Raw genomic sequence first — 22,314 nt, forward strand, 5'->3', positions numbered from 1 at the left:
TGCCTCCTAAACTCTTATTAACCTCTACCGCTTAAACGACCTTCCAAGCGCCATTTAGCACTGGTTGCTGTAGGTCGAATAGATGCAATTTGCTCAGATGAATACCCCATCGCCACAATGGCACCTACGATAGCTGCTACTACTTCATCCTCATTTTGAGTAGATGCACTTGGTGTAGCTACTGGAGCAGCCACTGAAGCTGCAACAGGTGCACTTACTTGTTTGTCTTTCTTCTTAGTCGGATCGATCAAATGAACAATTGTCATCAATATGCCTAAAAGAATCAACACAACAAATACAACTGTCATATTAATGGCCATAATTAACCAAGGATTAGTAGTAACTGCTTGTCCTTCCATAATCATTCCCCTTTCTAAAAAAGTAATAAAGAAAGGTATCTCCCAAACTCGATGATTTGATTATCGAATCGAATTATAATGGAATATTACCATGTTTCTTTGGAGCACGGTTTTCGCGTTTGCTAGCAAGCATTGCTAATGCGTTGATAATTGCAGGACGAGTTTGTTTTGGTTCAATAACAACATCTACGAAGCCACGTTCAGCAGCTTTGTAAGGAGTTGCAAATTCTTCTACGTATTTAGCTGTCTTAGCATCTTTATCTTCATCTTTTTTGAAGATAATATTAGCTGCACCAGCAGGACCCATTACAGCGATTTCAGATGTAGGCCAAGCATATATTTGATCTGCGCCCAAATCTTGGGAACACATAGCGAGGTAAGAACCGCCGTATGCTTTACGAGTGATAACAGTGATTTTAGGTACTGTAGCTTCAGAATAAGCATACAACATTTTAGCACCATGACGAATGATACCGCCCCATTCTTGATTTGTGCCAGGCAAGAAACCAGGAACGTCAACGAAGTTAACGATTGGAATATTGAAAGCATCACAGAAACGGATGAAACGGGAAGATTTGTCGGATGCGTTAATGTCCAAGCAACCGGCCATTACTTTAGGTTGGTTAGCAATGATACCAACGGATTGACCGTCAAAACGTGCGAAACAAGTGATAATGTTTGTAGCATAGAATGGTTGTACTTCATAGTATTCGCCATTATCTACAGTAGCAGCGATAACATCTTTCATATCGTATGGCATGTTGCTGTTATCAGGTAATAAGCTATTCAACTCTTCGTCTTCACGAGTAGGGTCATCACCAGTATCTACTAAAGGAGCATCTTCCATATTATTGGATGGCAAGAAGCCTAATAAGTAGCGAATTTGAGCAATGCAATCATCTTCATCTTCAGCTGCAAAGTGAGCAACACCAGAAACGGAGTTATGAGCCATTGCACCACCAAGATCTTCAGCTGTTACTTCTTCACCAGTTACAGATTTGATAACTGCAGGACCAGTAATGAACATTTGAGATGTGTTTTTAACCATGTAAATGAAGTCAGTTAATGCTGGAGAATATACAGCACCACCTGCACATGGTCCCATGATTACGGAAATTTGTGGGATAACGCCAGATGCATTTGTATTTTCAAAGAAAATTTTACCGTAACCTGCAAGAGCATCTACTGCTTCTTGAATACGAGCACCGCCGGAATCGTTGATACCAACAATAGGAGCACCCATTTTCATTGCTAAACGTTGTACTTTAACGATTTTTGCCGCATGCATTTCACCGAGAGAACCACCTTCTACAGTGAAGTCTTGTGCGAATGCATATACTAAACGGCCGTCAATAGTACCATAACCAGTTACTACACCTTCGCCTGGTAATTCTTTCTTTTCTTGACCGAAGTTAACACAACGATGTTTAACAAATTGATCAAGTTCAACGAAAGAGTTATCATCGAATAATTTAGCCAAACGTTCACGAGCAGTCATTTTGCCTTGAGCGTGTTGTTTCTCAACGCGTTTTTCACCGCCACCAGCTTTAACTTTAGCTAGTTTTTCGTGCAATAACTCGATTTTTTCTTGCACTGTTGCCATTATAGCACCTCCAAATAAAACTTGTTACAGTATCATTTTATTTCATAAATAATTAAAGTTCAAGCATACATACACATTTAACATATAACTAGTATTTATATGATTATATATATCTATTACTCATGCATAATGATGTGAATTGGATACTGTATTATTTCATACGTTGACATAATTCAAGCAATACACCGCCTGTTGCTTTTGGATGTAAGAAAGCAATGGAGGAACCGCCTGCACCGTAACGAGGTTTTTCGTCAATCATACGAACGCCTTTAGCCATCAAATCAGCAATAGCATTTTCAATATTATCAACGCGCAATGCAACGTGTTGGATACCATCACGGCCACCATTTTTTTCGATAAATTTACCGATAGGGCCATCTGGAGTTGTAGTTTCTAAGAATTCAAGTTCAGCATCGCCACATGGGAAGAAGGATACTTTTACTTTTTGTTCTTCAACCACTTCATCTTCAGGAAGATGTTCAATACCTAATGCATTTTTATAGAATTCTTTAGTTGCTGCTAAATCATTAACACCAATACCGATGTGATCCACTTGTAATACTTTAAAAGCCATTTCGATTATCTCCTTTTCAAGGCTAAATCTCTAATGCTATGTAGTCGCCGTCTACTTTAGCACGCTTGTCATTACGCCGTTAACAACTGTATATGGATCGCTTTCGCGTTCATTAACCGCTGCCACTTGGCTATTAAATTCGTCGCTTGTAACGATTTTATCAGCTACATAACGACCAATTTGTTCATTAATCATTGCGATGATTTCATCACGAGTACGTTCTGCCCGACGAGATTCCAATTCACCAGAATCTTCAAGATACTCAAAATGTTCATCTAAAGCGTCGATGAGTTCATCTACGCCTTGGTCTTTGCTAGCAATTGTGCGCTTAATTGGTGGGCGCCATTTTACTTCACGAGAGTCTAGGTCAAGCATCATTTCAATTTCTACATTCAAACGATCACAACCATCTCGGTCAGCTTTATTGATAGCAAATACATCGCCAATTTCAAGAATACCCGCTTTGATAGCTTGGATATCATCACCGAGACCAGGAACAAGTACTACCAATGTAGTATCTGCATTTTTAACGATATCTACTTCGGATTGACCTACACCTACAGTTTCGATGATTACTAAATCCATGCCAAAGGCATCCATAAGTTTTACAACGTCTGCAGTCTTTTTGGATAAACCACCAAGACTACCACGCGTGCCCATGCTTCGAATAAATACATTTTCATTTAATGTCAAATCATTCATTCGAATACGGTCCCCCAAGATAGCACCACCAGAGAATGGGCTAGTTGGGTCGATGGCAACGATGCCGATTTTCTTACCTTGATCTAGATAATGTTTAACAACCTTATCAGTCAATGTACTTTTACCAGCACCAGGGGCCCCTGTAATACCGAGAATACGTGCATTCCCTGTTTTAGGGTAAATAGCCTTCATAATATCAATGGCATTTTCATACTCGTTTTCTACAGCTGTAATGGACCGTGCTAAGGCTAGTCGGGAACCTTCAAAAAGTTCTTTAACTAAATCCACTCGCCTCACCACCTATCTTAAAATATGGGAATAGAGGGGAGCCAACTATTCAGTTGAACTCCTCTCTTGCCCAATTAATTATTTAACGTTTTCGTTGATGAATTTAACGATATCGCCAGTTGGTGTGCCAGGTGTGAATACTGCTGCTACGCCAGCTTTTTTCAAACCAGGGATATCAGCGTCAGGAATAACGCCACCACCGATTACAAGTACATCGCCCATGCCTTTTTCTTTCAAAAGTTCAACAATTTTAGGGAACAATGTGTTATGAGCACCAGAAAGAAGGGATAATGCAACTACATTAACGTCTTCAGAAAGAGCTGCTTCAACGATTTGTTCTGGAGTTTGACGAAGACCTGTGTAAATTACTTCGAAACCAGCATCGCGAAGTGCGCGTGCTACTACTTTTGCACCACGGTCATGACCATCAAGACCTGGTTTTGCTACGATTACTCTAATACGTTTTTCTGCCATGATTAATTACCTCCGAAATTAGCCGATATTATAATGTGGAATGAGCTTCGTATTCACCGAATACTTCGCGCAATACATTACAAATTTCACCCAAAGTAGCATATGTTTTAACTGCATCAAGAATTAATGGCATCAAGTTAACGTTTTCATCAGCTGCGCCAGCTTTAAGAGCTGCTAATGCTTTATCAACTGCTGCTTGATCGCGGTTAGCGCGAACTGCTTGAGTTTTCTTGGATTGGTTAACACCAACGGAAGCATCTACGCGAAGTAAGTCTTTTGGAGCTTCTTCTTCAACTTGGAATTTGTTTACGCCAACGATTGTGCGCAAGCCAGATTCAACTTCCATTTGCCATTTGTAAGCGGATTCTTGAATTTCTTTTTGGATGTAGCCTTTTTCGATTGCTACTACAGCGCCGCCCATTTCATCAATTTTCTTGATGTAAGCCATAGCTTCGTCATAGATAGCATTAGTCATAGCTTCTACATAGTAGGAACCGCCCAATGGGTCAACTACGTCAGCCAAACCAGATTCGTAAGCCACGATTTGTTGAGTACGAAGAGCTACTTGTACAGATGCTTCTGTAGGAAGAGCCAAAGCTTCGTCACGGGAGTTTGTATGTAAGGATTGAGTACCGCCCATTACAGCAGCTGCAGTTTGAAGAGCAACACGAACGATGTTGTTATCAACTTGTTGTGCAGTCAACATGGAACCAGCTGTTTGAGTATGTACACGAAGCATCATGGATTTTGGTTTTTTAGCACCAAAACGTTCTTTCATGATTGTTGCCCATAAACGGCGGGATGCACGGAATTTAGCAACTTCTTCAAGTACGTTGTTATGAGCATTCCAGAAGAAGGAAAGACGGCCAGCAAATGTATCAACATCAAGACCAGCTTTCAAAGCTGCTTCTACGTATGCGATACCATCAGCAATTGTGAATGCGATTTCTTGTGCTGCTGTGGAACCCGCTTCACGGATATGGTAACCGGAGATGGAAATTGTGTTCCATTTTGGAACATTTTGAGAACAATATTCGAAGATATTAGTAATCAAACGCATGGATGGTTTTGGTGGGAAAATGTAAGTACCACGAGCTGCGTATTCTTTCAAAATATCATTTTGAATTGTACCTTTCAATTCTGTGGAAGGTACACCTTGTTTTTCAGCTACTGCAATGTACATTGCCAACAAAACGGATGCTGGAGCGTTGATTGTCATGGAAGTGGATACTTTGCCAAGGTCGATGCCGTCGAACAAGATTTCCATATCTGCCAAGGAGTCAATCGCTACACCTACTTTACCAACTTCGCCTTCAGCAACTGCATCGTCGGAGTCGTAGCCGATTTGTGTAGGTAAGTCGAATGCGCAGGAAAGACCAGTTGCACCAGACTCGATTAGGTAGCGGTAACGTTTGTTAGATTCTTCAGCTGTAGCGAAGCCTGCATACATACGCATTGTCCAGAAACGGCCACGGTACATAGTAGGTTGTACGCCACGAGTGTAAGGGAATTCGCCAGGCATACCCAAATCACGTTCATAGTCAAAACCTTCAATATCAACTGGTGTGTATACACGGTTATATTTTAAATTTTGACGTTCTGGAGTTTTTGCACTTTTTTCGTCACAAAGTTTGTTATACTCAGCAATTTGGGCTTTTAAGTTTTCGTAAGCCATGTTTTCATCATCCTCCTAAAAAAACAGGTTATTTCTTCATGCTTCCAGTTTCTGTGAAGCGTTTATGCCAAGAAAGAGCTTCGTCAAGCAACATAGGTGTATGGGCATTCTTAGTTGCAGCGAGTGCTTTTTCGAGGTATTCAGTTAACATAGGTTTATAGTCTGGGTGAGCACATTTTTCAATAATCAAACGAGCTCTTTCCACTGGGCTCAAACCACGACAGTCAGCAACACCTTGTTCAGTACAGAAAATCATAGTGTCATGTTCTGGATGATCCACATGAGATACATATGGAACGATAGAACTAATGTCGCCACCTTTAGCAACGGAATTAGTACAGAAAATAGTGAGGTATGCACTACGTGCAAAATCACCAGATCCACCAATACCATTCATCATTTTGCTACCCATAATATGAGTAGAGTTTACATTGCCAAAAATATCAAATTCGATAGCGGTATTCATGGCAATGACACCTATACGACGAGCAATACCAGGGTTGTTGGAAATTTCTTGTGGACGAAGAATAATCTTTTTGCGATATTCATCGATATTGTTATAGAAACGTTTCAACCCATCTGGAGAAGGACTCAATGCAGTACCGGAACATACAGTTACTTTACCTGCATCGATTAAGTCAAACATACCATCTTGGATTACTTCTGTATAGATAGACAAATCTGTGAATGGGCCTTTAGCAAGACCACTAATTACAGCATTTGCTACAGAACCTACACCAGATTGTAATGGAAGCAAGTTCTTCGGTAAACGACCTTCTGCAATTTCTTGTTCAAAGAATTTGATAAGGTGTTGACTCATTGCTTTTGCATCATCATCGATAGGTGCCAAAGGTCTTGTAGTATCAGGAACATCACAAGGTACTACTGCAACAATTTTACTTGGGTCACAAGGAATTGCTTCAGTACCGATACGATCACCAGCTGTTTCCAATGGAATTGGTTTACGATGTGGTGGATCGAGTGGTTCATAGATATCATGCATACCTACCAAGGAAAGTGGTTGAGATACGTTTACTTCTACGATTACTTTTTTAGCTTGGCTAACAAATGTTGGAGAGTTACCAACAGATGTAGTAGGTACTAAAGAGCCATCTTCATTAATTTGACAAACTTCTATGATAGCTACGTCTAAATCACCAAAGAAGCCATAACGAACATTTTGTGCCATTGTGCTTAAATGCATATCAACGTATTTAACAGCACCGCTATTTAAGGCTTTACGTGTATCCCCATTTGTTTGATATGGGAAACGACGATTGATACCATTAGCACGAGTTAACGCACCATCAGCTTCATCACCTACGGAAGCACCTGTCCACAAATCAATTTTGAATGGTTCTTTTTCCATTCTTTCTGCCAATGCCAATGGAACTGCTTTTGCATAACCAGATGGAGTAAAGCCGGAAATACCAACTTTATCGTTAGGGTTAATCAAAAGAGCTGCATCATAAGCAGTGACAATTTTACCTTGGAGGGCCGCACATTTAATGCGGTCTTTGATGTCTATCACCATTACCATCTCCTTTAAGAGTAACATTGTATAAACGACAGTTTGATCTCTTGGTCGTTCCTTAAACCGACTTCATCGTAGTCCACATCCAATGTATTGTCAACTTATATGACTAAAATGTATTTTTCATCACACTTTACGGGTGCATTATGATTAAAATGCATAGATTTTCACATTTCCACATAAGTTTTATTCACATCGTTATAACTCACAGGAATTATCGATTCATGGCATATATTGATGTTTTTCAATTAAATCGAACTCTCTCTATACAACATATAGACCTTTTTCAATATAAAATAACATCTTATACACAAGAACTAGACCCTACACCTCCCTATAAAGATACAATGATATACAAAAACCGGCTTTCAAATGCCAACGATAATGTTCAATTATGTCTAACATTAGAAAACCGGTTATCCTACTTAATACATGCCTATCCAAGGTATATATTAAGTATATCACATTATGAAATTATATATCTACTATAAACATACTATTATACAAGATTTAACCATTATGCTTATTTATCAGCAGATAACTGAACTTTTACAAAAGCCCCTATCCATCCAAATAATTGCCAAAATACTATAGTTACCTGATGACTATATAGCTCGAAATCAGATAAACCGCTAAACAAAACGCCTATAGCCAAAGCACCTACTCCAATTTGCGCAGCTTGACGGAATATATCCCCTTTAAGTCTTATAGATGTGATAACATGACCAATAATAACGGCTATGAATGATAGTAATCCAGGTATACCTGTTTCAGCAAGCATATTAAGATACAAATTATGGGCATGATACATCAAGACATGCGGACCTTGAATATAGTAATTATAATCTGGATATACTAAGTAAAATGTATTCCACCCAATACCAAAGACAGGATTTTCACGTACAATATACATAGTACTATCCCACAAAGCCCATCGAAGATCAGCTGATGTATCATGACCTTGAAATATAGACCACAGCCTTGAAGCGATTTCACCATCATAAAAGTACAAAATTATTGGCACTGCTAATAGGGATAAGAATAATCTTCGCTCCACAAAGATTGCCCAATACAAAATCATCGCTCCGAAGCTAATCCAAATCCCCCGAGAATAGGTTAATAGCATCGTTAAGAATAATATAATACCTATAATGAGCATTGAAATGACTTCGCGCGTACGATTTTCCTTCATATATACCAAAATATAACTGATACATACGCTGAGTACCATCAATAGATAGGCGCCCAATAAATTAGGATTTTGTAATGTAGACGACATACGACGCATCAATTTAGGAAACTGTGCCGCATCTACCCACTCTTTTATATGTATATTAGGAACAAATACATATTGATAAGCACCTATGATACACACTAGAACAGCAGTACCTAGCAAGGTACGAAGAAAATAATTCCACTGTTTAGGCGTTTGAATGTATGTGCGAACTAAATAATACATACCGCCACTGGCCACGATTTGATAAAACCAACTTTGAATTGACCAATCCCAATTCTCTGACACTAGCGAAGATATTCCAGTCCATACCACAAAGATCATAACAGACCAGGATAAATACCCCGTTGGTAAGCTCAATGACTTACTCGATATCAAATCATATAAAGCAAGTCCTATAGCCAACCAAAGAAGTACATCCCCCACCATAGGCTGTAATGGCATAGCGACCACAACACCATAAATTAATCGTTCAATATAAAATGTGATTCTCTTGTGATTAGGAATAAGTGAGAGTTCCATAAGCTCACCTTAATGACTCATCTCATGGTTAAACCACTGACGAGCATCTCCTAAAATATATAAGGAACCACACACAGCGATAATATCGTCTGCCTTTGTATGTTTATATGCTAAAGACAACGCATCTTCTATAGAGTCTGCAGTTTGGGCAATAGCTTTCGGCACAATATGACGTATTTTTTCGACTAATACTTCTGGTACTTCAGTCCTATCTGTTGGTGCTGCTACAACGAGAACTGTATCACCCGCTTTAACTACTTCACGAATAATAGCATCTTGATTTTTATCCTTAAGAATGGCCATAACAATAGTTTTTGGCGTTTCCTTAAATAACTCAGTATATGTCATGTTGAAAGACTCAGCACCAGCCGCATTATGGGCACCATCAAAAATAAAGGTACGGTCTAGTCCTCGTTTAACTTCAAAACGACCAGCCCACGTAGTACGGGCAAATCCTTCACGCATCGTTTCTTCACTGATGCTAGTATCTTCTTTCATCAATAAACGTACAGTCATTAATGCACATGCGAGATTGACAGATTGGTGGATACCCGCCATTGTCGTAAACAACATTGCAGGAGCAGAATCATTAGTACTAACCGTAATCATTTGGCCACCAGTTACAGCACTACGGCTATCGATACCAAAGTCTTTATTGAAAGCATACACTTTAGCATGTTTCTCTTTAGCCACCTCTTCAATAATACGAAGAGGTGCATCCTGTGCAGCTGTTACGACAGGAACTTTAGATTTAATAATTCCTGCCTTGTGACACGCAATGTCCTCAACAGTATCGCCACAATATGCTTGATGATCTATTGTCACATTGGTAATAACAGACACCTTTGGGGTCACTATATTAGTAGAGTCTAGTAGTCCACCTAAGCCAACTTCCACCACCGCATAGTCCACACCTTGATCTTTGAAGAACAAAAATGCAGCGGCCGTCAAAATTTCAAATTGCGTTGGCGCTTCTATGCCGTTACTAATAATAGTATCAACTGCCACTTTTACACGGCTAATTAGATTACCGAAGGCTTCCTCTGTTATATTTCCATCATTAATTTGAATTCGCTCCGTATAGGATTGAAGGTGAGGCGATGTAAATCGCCCCACCCGTAGTCCACTTGTAAACAGTGCGTAAGAAATATATGAGGTAACCGAGCCCTTACCATTCGTTCCTGTTACATGAACAATTTTAAAGTCCTCTTGTGGATTTCCTAATACATCCATAAGAGCTGTAATTCGTTCAAGGCCAGGCTTAATACCGAATGAAGATGCCTGTTCTAAATAGGCTAAGGCCTCTTGATATGTCATATAAACCTCCTATTATAAGGTTTCAAGGAACGCTTCACGTTCCAATAACGCTTGTTGTTTTTGTTTATATTCTTCTAACTTTTCTTTTTCTTTTGCTACTACAGCTTCTGGAGCTTTTGCTAGGAAGCCTTGGTTAGACAATTTGCCTTCCAAACGGGAAATTTCTTTTTCCATTTGGATTTTTTCCTTCGCTATACGCTCTCTTTCTTTTTCGCCGTCGATTAAGTCTTTAAGTAAGAGATATACTTCCATACCATTTACAACTGTTACAGTCGCATTTTCTGGTTTTGGATTATCAGCACCGAGAATTGTTACCTTCTCAGCCCAAGCTAATGTTACAAAGTAATCGCTATGATCTGCTACAGTTTTAGCCAATGCTTCATCTGTTGGCGCTACGATAACCTCAGCTTTTTTGCCTAAAGGTACATTCATTTCAGCACGCATGTTACGAATGCCTTTGATAGCATCCATCATAACTTCCATTTGACGTGCTGCACCTTCAAGATTATCAAACTTTAATGCTTCAGGCCATTTTGCAACAACGATGCTATCCCCTTCATGAGGTAAATGTTGCCAAATATGTTCTGTTACGAACGGCATAAATGGATGTAACAATTCAAGCATGTGACGCAAGATTGTTACAAGTAAATATTGAACAGTACGACGATCACATTCATTACCATCGTTGTATAAACGAGGTTTAGCTAATTCAATATACCAGTCACAGTATGTATTCCAAATGAAATCATATACGGAACTCGCAGCTTCACCAAGTTCGAATTTATCGAGATTAGACGTTACACTTTGTACTGTTTCATTGTATTTTTGAACAATCCATTGATCCGCCAATGTCAAATCATCTGCAGTTGGAACAAAGCTTTCATCATAATTTGTAAGATTCATCAATACAAATTTGGATGCATTCCAAATCTTATTAGCAAAGTTACGATTAGCTTCAACACGTTCCATATAGAAGCGCATATCGTTACCAGGTGTGTTACCAGTTACAAGAGTAAAGCGCAATGCATCAGCACCATATTGGTCGATAACTTCAAGAGGGTTAATGCCATTGCCCAAGGATTTACTCATTTTACGGCCTTGGCTATCGCGAACAAGACCATGAATAAATACATGTTTAAATGGAATTTCATGTTCGAACTCAAGAGCCATAAAGATCATACGAGCTACCCAGAAGAAGATGATATCATAACCAGTTACAAGAACACTTGTTGGATACCATTGTTTAAGCTCTGGTGTTTGTTTAGGCCAACCCATGGTAGCAAATGGCCATAAACCAGAGCTGAACCATGTATCAAGAACGTCTGGATCTTGTGTAACATGACCGTGGCAATGAGGGCATTCTGTAATATCTTCTCGACTAACGATAGTTTCACCACAATCATCGCAGTACCACGCAGGAATACGATGGCCCCACCACAATTGACGGGAAATTGTCCAGTCACGAATATTTTCAAGCCAATTTACATATGTTTTTGTAAAACGTTCAGGAACAAATTCTACTTCGTGTTCTTTAACAACCTTAAGTGCTGGTTCTGCCAGTGGTTTCATATCTACGAACCATTGTTTAGATACCATTGGCTCAATAATTGTATTACAACGGGAGCAATGACCTACTGCATGGTCATGATCATCGATTTTTTCAAGTAAGCCTAATTCTTTAAGTTCTGCTACCACTTGTTTACGAGCTTCTTCACGAGTCATACCATTAAACTTGCCCGCACCTTCATTCATAGTAGCATCATTGTTCATAACAACGATAGATTCCAAATTATGACGTTGGCCCATTTCAAAGTCATTAGGATCATGAGCAGGTGTAATTTTTACACAGCCTGTACCGAAGCTAGCATCTACATAGTCATCAGCAATTACAGGAATTTCTCGATTAACAAATGGCAAAATCAATGTTTTACCGATGAGGTCTTTATAACGATCATCATCAGGATTTACTGCTACTGCCACGTCACCAAACATTGTTTCTGGACGAGTTGTAGCAACAATAACGAAACGATTATCTTCACCTTTTACAGGATATTTAATATGCCACAAATGACCATGTTCGTCTTCATGTTCAACTTCAACATCAGATAAAGCAGTGGCACAACGAGGGCACCAGTTGATGATGCGTTCACCGCGATAGATTAAGCCTTTTTCATAAAGTTTTACGAATACTTCACGCACTGCATGATAGTACCCTTCATCTAATGTAAAGCGTTCGCGAGACCAGTCACAAGATGCGCCTAAGCTACGAATTTGTTTTACAATAGTATCGCCGTATTCTTTTTTCCATTCCCATACGCGTTCTACGAATTTTTCACGACCTAAATCATAGCGAGATTTGCCTTCTTCTTTAGCGAGCATTTCTTCTACTTTAATTTGTGTAGCAATACCAGCATGGTCAGTACCTGGCATCCACAATACATTGTAGCCTTGCATGCGTTTGAAACGAATAAGGATATCTTGCAATGTATTATCTAAAGCATGGCCCATGTGCAACATACCAGTTACATTAGGAGGCGGCAACACGATACTAAATGGTTCTTTATTAGTGTCTACTTCTTCGTGAAAGTATCCTTGGTTTTCCCAATATGAATACCATTTCCCTTCTATTTCACCGGGGTTATAAGTGGTTAAATTTTCGTAGGTTTTCATCGTTCCTCCTAAATAAACTCCTTAGCGCTTCATAATCTTAGCCAATACAAATAGGCTCGTTTCATATAGCAATATCATAGGCAATGCAATCATCGTTTGAGAGAACATATCCGGTGTTGGTGAAATGACAGCACCTATGATAAAGGATATAAGAATAAATATCTTACGTTTCGTTTTCAAAAAACGTGATGTAATTAAGTTGAAATATCCCAAGATGATTAAAATCAACGGCAACTCAAAGATAAATCCAAAGGGGAGTACAAAGGATAATACAAAATCCATGTACTGACCTATGGAAAATAGCGGTTGTAATTCGTCAGTAGCAAAGCCCATAAAGAACTTAACAGCTGCTGGTAGCACGAGAAAATAAGAAAATACAATACCTATGCCAAATAGGCCTATTGCAACTGGTAAAATCCAGTTAGATAGCTGTTTTTCTCGCACAGTAAGGGCAGGCTTAACAAATAGCCAAATCTGATGCAATATAATAGGCGCCGCTATGATAAGACCACCTACTATGGACACCTTCATATATGTAAAGAAGGCCTCAGTCGGTTTCATATAATAGAGCTTACCAGCCGGCTTTAGGAGTATTTCCAATAAAAAGTCTACATAATAATAAGAAATACAAGTCCCTACGATAACTGCAATAGCCATTATAATAAGACGCTTTCGCAATTCAGATAAATGACCCACTAGAGAGATTTCTCGTGCTTCATCCATCATTTTCTGTTCCATCTCAGTATAAATTGGCTCGTCCTCCGATTCCTCCGGAACCTGTTGTTTTACCACCTTATACTGTTCTTGTTCAGCCTTTAATTTAGCTTCGCGACGTTTTTGACGAACTACACTATCAAAAGAAGGTTTCTGTATGGGATATTCGAAGTCCGGTTTTGATTCGAATGGTTCCATATTATACCTTTCTATCAGCTAAACTTTCTACAGCCATCACAAGGAATTCCTTGCCTGGGAAATCACGAACAGCGTCGAGTGCTGCCAAAGCATCTTTGCAATATTGATCAGCTACCGCTAAGGTATTATCAATACCGCCTTGATCGATAACATAATCGATAATTGCTTGCTCATCACCACCATCGTTTAACGCTTTAATATCTGCAATCAATTTATCTTTATTCTCATCATTCACAATACTTAACAACGGATACGTCAATAAACCTTCGCGAAGATCATTCCCTACCGGTTTACCCGTAGTCTCTGTTGTTTCACGATAGTCCATGATATCATCGGTAATTTGGAATGCCATGCCCAAAGCATGACCATATTTTTTTAACTCAACAATTTCAGAGTCACTCCAACCGCCTAATAGACCACCAAGTTCCATACAGCCTTCCATAAAGTCCGCTGTTTTCTTCTGTGTTTTAGTCATATACCGCTCAATACCTTGATTGATGCAATACACATCTTCCATTTGCATAAACTCGCCTTCTACAAGACAAGTAATGATATGAGAGAAGATTTCTAAATACCTCATATTAGGCATTTCAGACACGATTTGGAATGCTTTAGCAAATAGGTAGTCTCCACTAAGAATAGCTACCTTATTGCCTTTATGCATATGTATCGTTTCTTCGCCTCGGCGAATCTCTGCTTGATCTAATACATCATCATGAATCAGTGTGGCTAAATGAAGCATTTCTACAGCTTCAGCAATTCTAATACGCTGACGTTCTACAGATGTACCTGCATTAGCAATCAATAAACATAATTGCGCACGCAAGCGCTTACCACCTGCAGCAGATAATGGTCGAATCAGTGCATTAAAATCTTCTGCACCTGTATTAAAAGATGATGCAAGAGACTCTTCCACACCCTCTAAATCTAGAGCAATGCGTTCCATAATCTCTAATTCATTGGTTTGACTCATGCTTCATCTCCTACTAGAACTTTATTGATGCGTTGTTGTAAAAGCTCACGGCCTGTATGCTTCAAAGAGCTATACAGAATTGGTTGCGTTGCAGTTGAATACAATTCCTTAATAATCGCTAAATTAGCAGACTTTTCTTTAGCTGTTAATTTGTCAACCTTAGTCACTACAATTTGTAATGGTACACCAGCTTCAACAAGCCAATCATAAGCTACCTTATCAATAGGCATCTCAGGATGACGACCATCAATTAATAAACATAACAACATCAATCGTTCAGAATGTAAAATATAATCGGCAATAAAGGAAGACCACAAATTGCGGTTTCCTTTATTTGTCTTTGCAAAACCATAACCAGGAAGGTCTACGAGGAACCAGTTATAACGACGTTCCTCTGTCTCAGAAATATCCTCTTTTGATTCAATATCAAAGTAGTTTATCGTCTTAGTCTTACCTGGCTGACCACTAACGAGGGCTAACCCACGATAATTACACAACGAGTTAATCAAGGAAGATTTGCCTACGTTAGAGCGTCCAAGGAAAGCGATTTCCACAGTATCCCCTTCAGGATATTGATCAGCCTTAACACAGGAAGTATTATATTTTGCTGCTATAATACGAGGCCCCTTCAATTCTTTACGTGTATATTGAGGTTTTGGGCCCATATGTTTAGTGGATTTTTTCTTTTTTTGCATTACACAAGTGCCTTTGCTAATACTTCATCCATTGTCTTAACTGGCGTAATAATGAGACCTTCTTTTACAATGTCAGGTAATTCTGCAATATCCTTTTCATTACCTTTAGGAATCAATACTTCTTTAATGCCATTAGACAAGGCTGCTAATAACTTTTCTTTTAAACCGCCTATTGGTAATACACGGCCACGCAATGTAATTTCACCAGTCATAGCAATATCAGAACGAACCTTGCGGTTTGTTAAAATAGATACCATAGCCAATGTCATTGTAATACCTGCAGAAGGGCCATCTTTCGGTGTTGCACCTTCTGGCAAGTGAACGTGAATATCAAGTTTCTTATAGAAATCATCTTCGATTTTTAATGCTTTTGCATTATGACGAATATAGCTCATTGCAGCTTGGCCAGACTCTTGCATAACCTTGCCTAGACTACCCGTTAATGCAAGTTTACCTGTGCCATTCATCGTTGTTGCTTCACATGGCAATACTACGCCACCTACAGAAGTCCATGCTAAGCCATTTACATAGCCAATTTGAGGTTTCTTTTCACGCTCTTGGTCAACAAAAATCGGTGCGCCCAAGAATTCGTGAAGATTTTTTGTCGTTACTTTCGGTGCATCGCCACCTTCTTCTACGACTTTGAAAGCAATTTTACGACAAATCTTAGCAATAGTTTTTTCTAAGGTGCGAACACCCGCTTCTCGCGTATATTCGGAAACTACCTTTTTCAATACTGCATCAGATAATTTAACCTTATAATCTTCAAGACCGTTTTTCTTGATTTGTTTAGGTACTAAATAACGCTTAGCAATCTCTAACTTCTCTTGTTCCATATAGCTAGATAATTCAATAATTTCCATGCGGTCTAATAACGGACCTGGAATATTGGAAGCTACGTTAGCCGTAGTAATCCAGAATACTTCAGAAAAGTCGAACGGCACTTCGATAAAGTGATCACTAAATGTGCTATTTTGTTCAGGGTCCAATACCTCTAACAATGCTGAAGATGGATCACCTTTATAGTCAGAAGCAAGCTTATCAATTTCATCTAAAAGGAATACAGGGTTCTTAGTTCCTACATTCTTAAGACCTTGAATCATACGGCCAGGCAATGCACCAATATAAGTTCGACGATGACCACGAATTTCAGCTTCATCACGAACACCACCTAAAGATGCACGAATAAACTTACGGTTCATGGCTTTGGCGATAGACGTAGCCAAGGATGTTTTACCAACACCTGGTGGGCCTACTAAGCAAAGAATAGAACCGCTATTCTTACCAGTTAACTTGCGGACAGCTAAGAATTCAAGAATCCGTTTCTTAACCTTTTCAAGGCCATAATGATCTGCTTCAAGCATAGCATGAGCCTCCTTGATGTCCAAGCGGTCTTCAGTCAACTCATTCCAAGGTAATGCCAATACCCAATCTAGGTAATTGCGCAAAATAGTTGCTTCTGGCATCAATTGAGGCATGCGACTATAACGAGAGATTTCTTTATCTATACGTTCATGTACGTCTTCGCTAAGGTTAAGAGCTTTTAATTTAACACGTAACTCTTCAGCTTCTTCCTCTGGATCACCCTTGTCACCCAATTCATCGTGGATAACTCTGATTTTTTCACGCAAGAAATATTCTTTTTGCGCTTTCTCCATGGATTGACGCACTTGATTATTAATGGAGTTTTCCAAATCAGAAATTTGTAATTCCATATTCAAGATACCTACAATCATATTTAAACGACGAGCTACAGATAACTCTTCAAGTAACTCTTGGCGTTTAGTGTTATTAATAGGCAACAAGAACGCAACTTGGTCAGCCAATTCACATGGGTCACGTAATTCCATAACCCGTGTTACACCTTCATCGGTAACAGATTTAGCCTCTTCAGCCCATTCGCCAAACTTAGATTGCACCAGACGACGATAGGCTTCTAACTCAACATCATCTTCAAATTCGGAGGCTACACGTTCATAGTCCCCTATATAGTACGGATCCATACTTGTTATATTCATTACGCGAATACGTGTAATACCCTCTACAAGAACACGTACAATACCACCTGGTAAGCGTAACATTTGCTTAATTTTTACTAATGTACCCATTTGGGCTAAGTCATGAACAGTTGGCGAATCAACAGCATCATCCTTTTGGCTGACAACTGCTAAAATGCGATCCTCGTTCATTGCGGCTTCTACCGCTTTAATGGATTTGTCTCGACCGATATCGAGGTGAATCACGATATTCGGGTATACAACCATGCCTCTAAGGGGTACAGTTGGAATCCCAATTTCGAGTAAATTCATATTTCCTCCAGGTATTTATATTATGAAAAGAAACTCATTCCTACACAGAAATGAGTTTCTTCGAATTACGATTTCAACTGGATGTCTTGGTCTGCCTCATTTTTGAGTATAGGTTCACCTGTGCTCAACACGGATTCACGATTAACTATGCACTTAGTTACTTCCGGCATGGAAGGAACTTCAAACATAACGCGTTTCATCACCTTTTCAATGATAGCACGCAAACCACGAGCACCTGTTTTTCGCTGTAATGCTTCATCAGCGATTTCTTCTAATGCATCTTCAGTGAAAGTTAATTCTACACCATCAAGGGATAGAATTTTTTCATATTGTTTTGTTAATGCATTTTTAGGCTTTGTCAAAATTTGGATCAATGCATCTCTATCCAATTGATCTAATGTTACCATTACTGGCAAACGACCAATGAACTCAGGGATTAAGCCAAACTTCAATAAATCTTCAGGTACAACATCCTTCAAAATAGCCGATACATTACGTTCTTCTTTACGTTGCACATCTGCACCAAAACCAAGGGTTTTCTTAGCGGTACGCTTAGTAATAACCTTGTCCATACCATCAAATGCACCACCACAAATAAAGAGAATATTTGTAGTATCAATTTGAAGCATTTCTTGATTCGGATGCTTTCTACCACCTTGAGGCGGAACAGAAGCTACGGTACCTTCTAAGATTTTAAGTAATGCTTGTTGTACACCTTCACCAGACACATCACGTGTAATGGAAGGGTTCTCAGACTTACGAGCAATCTTATCAATTTCATCGATATAAATAATGCCACGTTCAGCCCGAGCTATATCATAATCTGCAGCTTGGATAATTTTGAGCAAGATATTTTCCACATCTTCCCCTACATAACCAGCCTCAGTTAAGCTTGTAGCATCTGCAATAGCAAATGGTACTTCTAGCATTTTCGCTAAGGTTTGAGCCAATAGTGTTTTACCACTACCAGTAGGACCAATGAATAAAACATTAGCCTTTTGTAATTCTACATCATCAACTACATTATCTGTTTGTAAACGTTTGTAGTGATTATATACAGCCACAGCTAAAGAGATTTTAGCATCATCTTGACCAATAACATATTCGTCAAGATGAGCTTTAATTTCTCTCGGCGTTGGCAATTCTTTTAAGTTGAAGTCGTCCGTCTCTACTTCACCTAACTCATCAGCGATAATACGTTCACATACTTCAACGCATTCATCACAAATATATACGTTAGGACCCGCTACTAATTTGCGGACTTCTTCGCTTGTGCGTCCACAAAAACTGCAGCGCATAGTGTCTTTATCTTTTGCCAATGGGCGCCTCCATTACTTGCTTTCTACAGGTTCTCTTGTGAGCACCTCATCAATTAAGCCGTATTCAACGGCATCCTGAGCACTCATGAAGTTATCGCGATCTGTATCGCGCGCTACAACCTCAATATCTTGTCCACTGCGAGAAGCTAAGATACCATTTAATTCTTCACGCATACGAAGAATCTCACGGGCATGGATTTCAATTTCAGATGCTTGCCCTTGAACACCACCTAATGGTTGGTGAATCATAACGCGTGCATGAGGCAACGCATAGCGTTTTCCTTTAGTGCCTGCTGTTAAAAGCACAGCACCCATGCTCGCTGCAGAGCCTACACAAATGGTAGACACATCTGGTTTAATATATTGCATCGTATCATAAATAGCCATGCCGGCAGTTACAACACCACCGGGGCTATTAATGTACAAATGGATATCCTTATCAGGATCCTCTGCTTCTAGGAATAACATTTGCGCAATAACTGCATTTGCTACATTATCATCAATAGGTCCACCTAGGAAGATAATGCGGTCCTTTAACAAGCGAGAGTAAATATCATAGGAACGCTCACCGCGTTCACTTTGTTCAACTACGATTGGTACATACATATATTCACCTTTTCATGTACCTAGTTGAGCAAACTATTATTTAGCCGCTTCAGCGCCTTTTGCATTATCAATAATGAATCGAGCTGCTTTTTTGCGAGCTACAGAGCCTGCCAACATAGCTACACGACCTTCTTTTGAAATAATATCCCAAACTTCTTTAGGATCTGCCCCAAAGTTTTGGGCCATGATGAAGATTTCACGGTTCATATCATCTGGAGTTACTTCGATACCTTCAGCAGTTGCGATAGCGTCCAATACTAAATCAGCGCGAACGTTTTCAGCTGCGGAATCTTTGTATTCAGAACGTAAATCTTCGATAGTTTTGTTGGAGAATTTCAAGTAATCATCAAGTTTCAAGCCACGGCCTTCCATGTTCATAGCCAATTCTTGAATCATTTGTTCTACACGATCTTCGATCATTACTTCTGGGATTTCTACAGTTGCATTTTTAACAGCTGTTTGAATCAAGTCAGCATTGTAAGTATCGATTGCGCGACGGGAAGCTTCTTCCTCCATTTTAGCGCGAAGATCTTTTTTCAATTCTTCAATAGTTTCGTAAGAGCTTGCTTCTTTTGCGAACTCATCGTTCAATTCAGGCAATTCTTTACGTTTAATGTCATGGATGTGAGTTTTGAATTCTGCTTCTTTACCAGCAAGTTCTGCTACGAAGTAATCTTCAGGGAATGTTACTTTTACAGTTACATCATCACCAGCTTTAGCACCGATCAATTGATCTTCGAAGCCAGGAATGAAGCTACCAGAACCGATTTGTAATGGGTAAGATTTACCTTCACCACCATCGAATGGTTTGCCATCAACGGAACCAGCAAAGTCGATCACTGCGAAGTCGTCTTTTTGAATTGTAGCGCCTTCTTCTGCAACAACCATTTTTGCTTGTTGTTCACGGATGTTATTTAATTGTTCTTCAATTTGTTCATCAGTTACTGTAGCATCTTGTTTTTCTGCTTCTAAGCCTTTGTAATCGCCAAGTTTAACTTCAGGGCGTTTAGTTACAGTAGCTTTAAAAATCAAGTCTTTACCTTCTTCGAATTGTTCGCGTTCGATTTCTGGTTCAGATACTGGAACGATATCGTTTTCACGAAGAGCCGCACTGTAGTTTTGGCTAGCCAATACTTCAAATGCTTCTTCCAAGATAGCGTCTTTGCCGAAGTTCATTTCCAAGATACGGCGAGGCGCATGACCTTTACGGAATCCAGGAATGTTTACTTGACCTGCAATACGTTTTACAGCTTGTTTAATGCCTTTATCTACTTCAGCTGCAGGTACTTCAATAGTTAACGTTACTACGTGTTGATCAACAGGATTTATAGTTGCTTTCATTTAAAATATGTCCTCCTCGAAGGGCAATACGCCCAAATTTCTGTAGTATATTATGCACTCCTAATAATAACATAAATGCAAAGTCAATGCAATTCTTCTCAATTTATACTAAAAGACCACCCCAAAACGGGTGGCCTTTCTATGTTTTACATAATTATGCAAATTAGTTATCTTTAGCAATCAATTTGATAATATCACGACGAGATAAGATACCAATTAAACGGTAATCTTTATCTACAACAGGAATATTCTTTAAGTGTTGATCAAGCATAACAGAAACAATTTCTTCTACATCTTTATCCGGTGTAGTAGTAATAACTTCATCAGTCATCAACTCATGAACATGAGATGCTAACAATTTTTTAAATTGAGCATTATATTCGCCAATGCCATTATAATAAATACTAGCACCCAATACATTTACATAGTGAGGTACATGAGGGCGAACTTTTTTATAAAGTAAATCGCCTTCAGAAATGATGCCTAATAATTTATTGTTGTCATCCACTACGGAAACAGCTGTTAAATTATATTTTACCAATAGGTCAGCCACATCAGAAATCGGTGCATCCTTGCCAACAGTAACAGGGTATTTATTCATTACTTCTTGAATTTTCATAGTGAATTCCTCCTTATAAATACATCTTGCTTTATTATACTATTCGACATAATATAATAAAACTCCTTTTTTATAGGACTATCATATAAATAATTTATAAGTCTATTACCAATGATATGGTTCATTACGATTAATTTTAGACGCTCTATAAATTTGCTCTACTAACAGCAAACGTACCATTTGATGGGTAAAGGTCATAGGGCTAAAGGATAATTTATAATTTACAGACCTACGTAGTTCATCACTTACGCCAAAAGCACCACCAACGATGAACGTCATATCGCTAACGCCATCCACCTCTAATTTTGCCACGGTCTTTGCCAAGTCTTCCGAGGACATCATTTTACCGTACACATCTAGTAACACTGTATAAGCATTCTTAGGAACATTTTTTAATAATCGTTCCCCCTCTTCTATAACGACTTGTTTACGATCTGCATCACTTGGTTTATCTCCAATTTTACTTTCATTTAGTTCAGTAATGGTGATCCCGCCATATGGTCGCATACGCTTCACAAATTCCGCTACCCCATCACGTAAGTAAGCATTTTTTAGTTTGCCAATACAAATTACATAAAATCTCATACT

19 protein-coding genes are annotated in these 22,314 nt (G+C 39.0%); all 19 read right to left on the minus strand.

Annotated elements, in window-relative coordinates; translation table 11 throughout:
* Positions 1-17: 17 nt before the first annotated feature.
* Positions 18-359 (minus strand): OadG family protein, encoded by a 342-nt coding sequence (locus RWP19_RS02650; RefSeq protein WP_295210221.1) that lies wholly within the window; start codon positions 357-359, stop codon positions 18-20.
* Positions 360-432: 73 nt separating this feature from the next.
* Positions 433-1,962: a methylmalonyl-CoA decarboxylase subunit alpha gene (gene mmdA, locus RWP19_RS02655; protein ID WP_314356360.1), complete on the minus strand. Its 1,530-nt coding sequence runs from the start codon at positions 1,960-1,962 to the stop codon at positions 433-435.
* A 151-nt stretch (positions 1,963-2,113) separates the two neighbouring features.
* Positions 2,114-2,536, minus strand: coding sequence for a methylmalonyl-CoA epimerase (gene mce / locus RWP19_RS02660; RefSeq protein WP_005386012.1), 423 nt, complete (start codon positions 2,534-2,536; stop codon positions 2,114-2,116).
* Positions 2,537-2,587: 51 nt separating this feature from the next.
* A complete protein-coding gene (gene meaB, locus RWP19_RS02665; protein ID WP_060923998.1) occupies positions 2,588-3,526 on the minus strand; it encodes a methylmalonyl Co-A mutase-associated GTPase MeaB in 939 nt (312 codons plus the stop codon).
* 78 nt (positions 3,527-3,604) lie between these two features.
* Complete coding sequence (locus RWP19_RS02670; protein ID WP_060923999.1) at positions 3,605-4,000, minus strand: cobalamin B12-binding domain-containing protein; 396 nt, start codon at positions 3,998-4,000, stop codon at positions 3,605-3,607.
* Positions 4,001-4,028: 28 nt separating this feature from the next.
* Positions 4,029-5,675: a methylmalonyl-CoA mutase gene (locus tag RWP19_RS02675; protein ID WP_005386006.1), complete on the minus strand. Its 1,647-nt coding sequence runs from the start codon at positions 5,673-5,675 to the stop codon at positions 4,029-4,031.
* A 28-nt stretch (positions 5,676-5,703) separates the two neighbouring features.
* Positions 5,704-7,209, minus strand: a complete 1,506-nt coding sequence (locus RWP19_RS02680; RefSeq protein ID WP_314356361.1) for an acetyl-CoA hydrolase/transferase family protein — start codon at positions 7,207-7,209, stop codon at positions 5,704-5,706.
* Positions 7,210-7,732: 523 nt separating this feature from the next.
* Positions 7,733-8,965, minus strand: coding sequence for an O-antigen ligase family protein (locus tag RWP19_RS02685; protein ID WP_314356363.1), 1,233 nt, complete (start codon positions 8,963-8,965; stop codon positions 7,733-7,735).
* 9 nt (positions 8,966-8,974) lie between these two features.
* Positions 8,975-10,282, minus strand: a complete 1,308-nt coding sequence (locus RWP19_RS02690; protein ID WP_314356364.1) for a folylpolyglutamate synthase/dihydrofolate synthase family protein — start codon at positions 10,280-10,282, stop codon at positions 8,975-8,977.
* 12 nt (positions 10,283-10,294) lie between these two features.
* The gene (locus RWP19_RS02695; protein ID WP_314356366.1) at positions 10,295-12,952 is read right to left on the minus strand and encodes a valine--tRNA ligase; all 2,658 of its coding nucleotides are present in this window, start codon (positions 12,950-12,952) and stop codon (positions 10,295-10,297) included.
* Positions 12,953-12,973: 21 nt separating this feature from the next.
* Positions 12,974-13,864: a twin-arginine translocase subunit TatC gene (gene tatC / locus RWP19_RS02700; protein WP_314356367.1), complete on the minus strand. Its 891-nt coding sequence runs from the start codon at positions 13,862-13,864 to the stop codon at positions 12,974-12,976.
* Between the two features lies 1 nt (position 13,865).
* A complete protein-coding gene (locus RWP19_RS02705; RefSeq protein WP_314356368.1) occupies positions 13,866-14,837 on the minus strand; it encodes a polyprenyl synthetase family protein in 972 nt (323 codons plus the stop codon).
* Entirely contained in the window at positions 14,834-15,532 is a 699-nt protein-coding gene (gene yihA, locus RWP19_RS02710; RefSeq protein WP_314356369.1) for a ribosome biogenesis GTP-binding protein YihA/YsxC, read from the minus strand. The genes RWP19_RS02705 and yihA overlap by 4 nt, the downstream gene beginning before the upstream one ends.
* Positions 15,532-17,841 carry an endopeptidase La gene (lon, locus tag RWP19_RS02715; protein WP_314356370.1) on the minus strand — a complete coding sequence of 770 codons (2,310 nt, stop codon included), beginning with the start codon at positions 17,839-17,841 and terminating at the stop codon, positions 15,532-15,534. Before lon ends, yihA begins: the two co-directional genes overlap by 1 nt.
* A gap of 65 nt (positions 17,842-17,906) precedes the next feature.
* Positions 17,907-19,160 (minus strand): ATP-dependent protease ATP-binding subunit ClpX, encoded by a 1,254-nt coding sequence (clpX, locus tag RWP19_RS02720; protein WP_314356371.1) that lies wholly within the window; start codon positions 19,158-19,160, stop codon positions 17,907-17,909.
* A gap of 12 nt (positions 19,161-19,172) precedes the next feature.
* Complete coding sequence (clpP, locus tag RWP19_RS02725) at positions 19,173-19,766, minus strand: ATP-dependent Clp endopeptidase proteolytic subunit ClpP (protein ID WP_009351033.1); 594 nt, start codon at positions 19,764-19,766, stop codon at positions 19,173-19,175.
* 36 nt (positions 19,767-19,802) lie between these two features.
* Entirely contained in the window at positions 19,803-21,107 is a 1,305-nt protein-coding gene (tig, locus tag RWP19_RS02730; protein WP_314356372.1) for a trigger factor, read from the minus strand.
* 163 nt (positions 21,108-21,270) lie between these two features.
* Positions 21,271-21,726: a CBS domain-containing protein gene (locus RWP19_RS02735; protein WP_314356373.1), complete on the minus strand. Its 456-nt coding sequence runs from the start codon at positions 21,724-21,726 to the stop codon at positions 21,271-21,273.
* A 105-nt stretch (positions 21,727-21,831) separates the two neighbouring features.
* Complete coding sequence (gene rlmH, locus RWP19_RS02740; protein ID WP_314356374.1) at positions 21,832-22,311, minus strand: 23S rRNA (pseudouridine(1915)-N(3))-methyltransferase RlmH; 480 nt, start codon at positions 22,309-22,311, stop codon at positions 21,832-21,834.
* Positions 22,312-22,314: the final 3 nt, after the last annotated feature.

Source organism: uncultured Veillonella sp. (assembly GCF_963522475.1).
Classification (GTDB): domain Bacteria; phylum Bacillota; class Negativicutes; order Veillonellales; family Veillonellaceae; genus Veillonella.

What these genes read in the sequence shown, in the direction of transcription:
- yihA (WP_314356369.1), bottom strand. Translation starts at nt 15,532, where the DNA reads ATGCAAAAAAAGAAAAAATCCACTAAACATATGGGCCCAAAACCTCAA.
- RWP19_RS02735 (WP_314356373.1), bottom strand. Translation starts at nt 21,726, where the DNA reads ATGAAAATTCAAGAAGTAATGAATAAATACCCTGTTACTGTTGGCAAG.
- RWP19_RS02690 (WP_314356364.1), bottom strand. Translation starts at nt 10,282, where the DNA reads ATGACATATCAAGAGGCCTTAGCCTATTTAGAACAGGCATCTTCATTC.
- mce (WP_005386012.1), bottom strand. Translation starts at nt 2,536, where the DNA reads ATGGCTTTTAAAGTATTACAAGTGGATCACATCGGTATTGGTGTTAAT.
- RWP19_RS02670 (WP_060923999.1), bottom strand. Translation starts at nt 4,000, where the DNA reads ATGGCAGAAAAACGTATTAGAGTAATCGTAGCAAAACCAGGTCTTGAT.
- RWP19_RS02680 (WP_314356361.1), bottom strand. Translation starts at nt 7,209, where the DNA reads ATGGTGATAGACATCAAAGACCGCATTAAATGTGCGGCCCTCCAAGGT.
- mmdA (WP_314356360.1), bottom strand. Translation starts at nt 1,962, where the DNA reads ATGGCAACAGTGCAAGAAAAAATCGAGTTATTGCACGAAAAACTAGCT.
- RWP19_RS02650 (WP_295210221.1), bottom strand. Translation starts at nt 359, where the DNA reads ATGGAAGGACAAGCAGTTACTACTAATCCTTGGTTAATTATGGCCATT.
- rlmH (WP_314356374.1), bottom strand. Translation starts at nt 22,311, where the DNA reads ATGAGATTTTATGTAATTTGTATTGGCAAACTAAAAAATGCTTACTTA.
- RWP19_RS02695 (WP_314356366.1), bottom strand. Translation starts at nt 12,952, where the DNA reads ATGAAAACCTACGAAAATTTAACCACTTATAACCCCGGTGAAATAGAA.
- RWP19_RS02675 (WP_005386006.1), bottom strand. Translation starts at nt 5,675, where the DNA reads ATGGCTTACGAAAACTTAAAAGCCCAAATTGCTGAGTATAACAAACTT.
- RWP19_RS02705 (WP_314356368.1), bottom strand. Translation starts at nt 14,837, where the DNA reads ATGAGTCAAACCAATGAATTAGAGATTATGGAACGCATTGCTCTAGAT.
- tig (WP_314356372.1), bottom strand. Translation starts at nt 21,107, where the DNA reads ATGAAAGCAACTATAAATCCTGTTGATCAACACGTAGTAACGTTAACT.
- RWP19_RS02685 (WP_314356363.1), bottom strand. Translation starts at nt 8,965, where the DNA reads ATGGAACTCTCACTTATTCCTAATCACAAGAGAATCACATTTTATATT.
- clpP (WP_009351033.1), bottom strand. Translation starts at nt 19,766, where the DNA reads ATGTATGTACCAATCGTAGTTGAACAAAGTGAACGCGGTGAGCGTTCC.
- tatC (WP_314356367.1), bottom strand. Translation starts at nt 13,864, where the DNA reads ATGGAACCATTCGAATCAAAACCGGACTTCGAATATCCCATACAGAAA.
- lon (WP_314356370.1), bottom strand. Translation starts at nt 17,841, where the DNA reads ATGAATTTACTCGAAATTGGGATTCCAACTGTACCCCTTAGAGGCATG.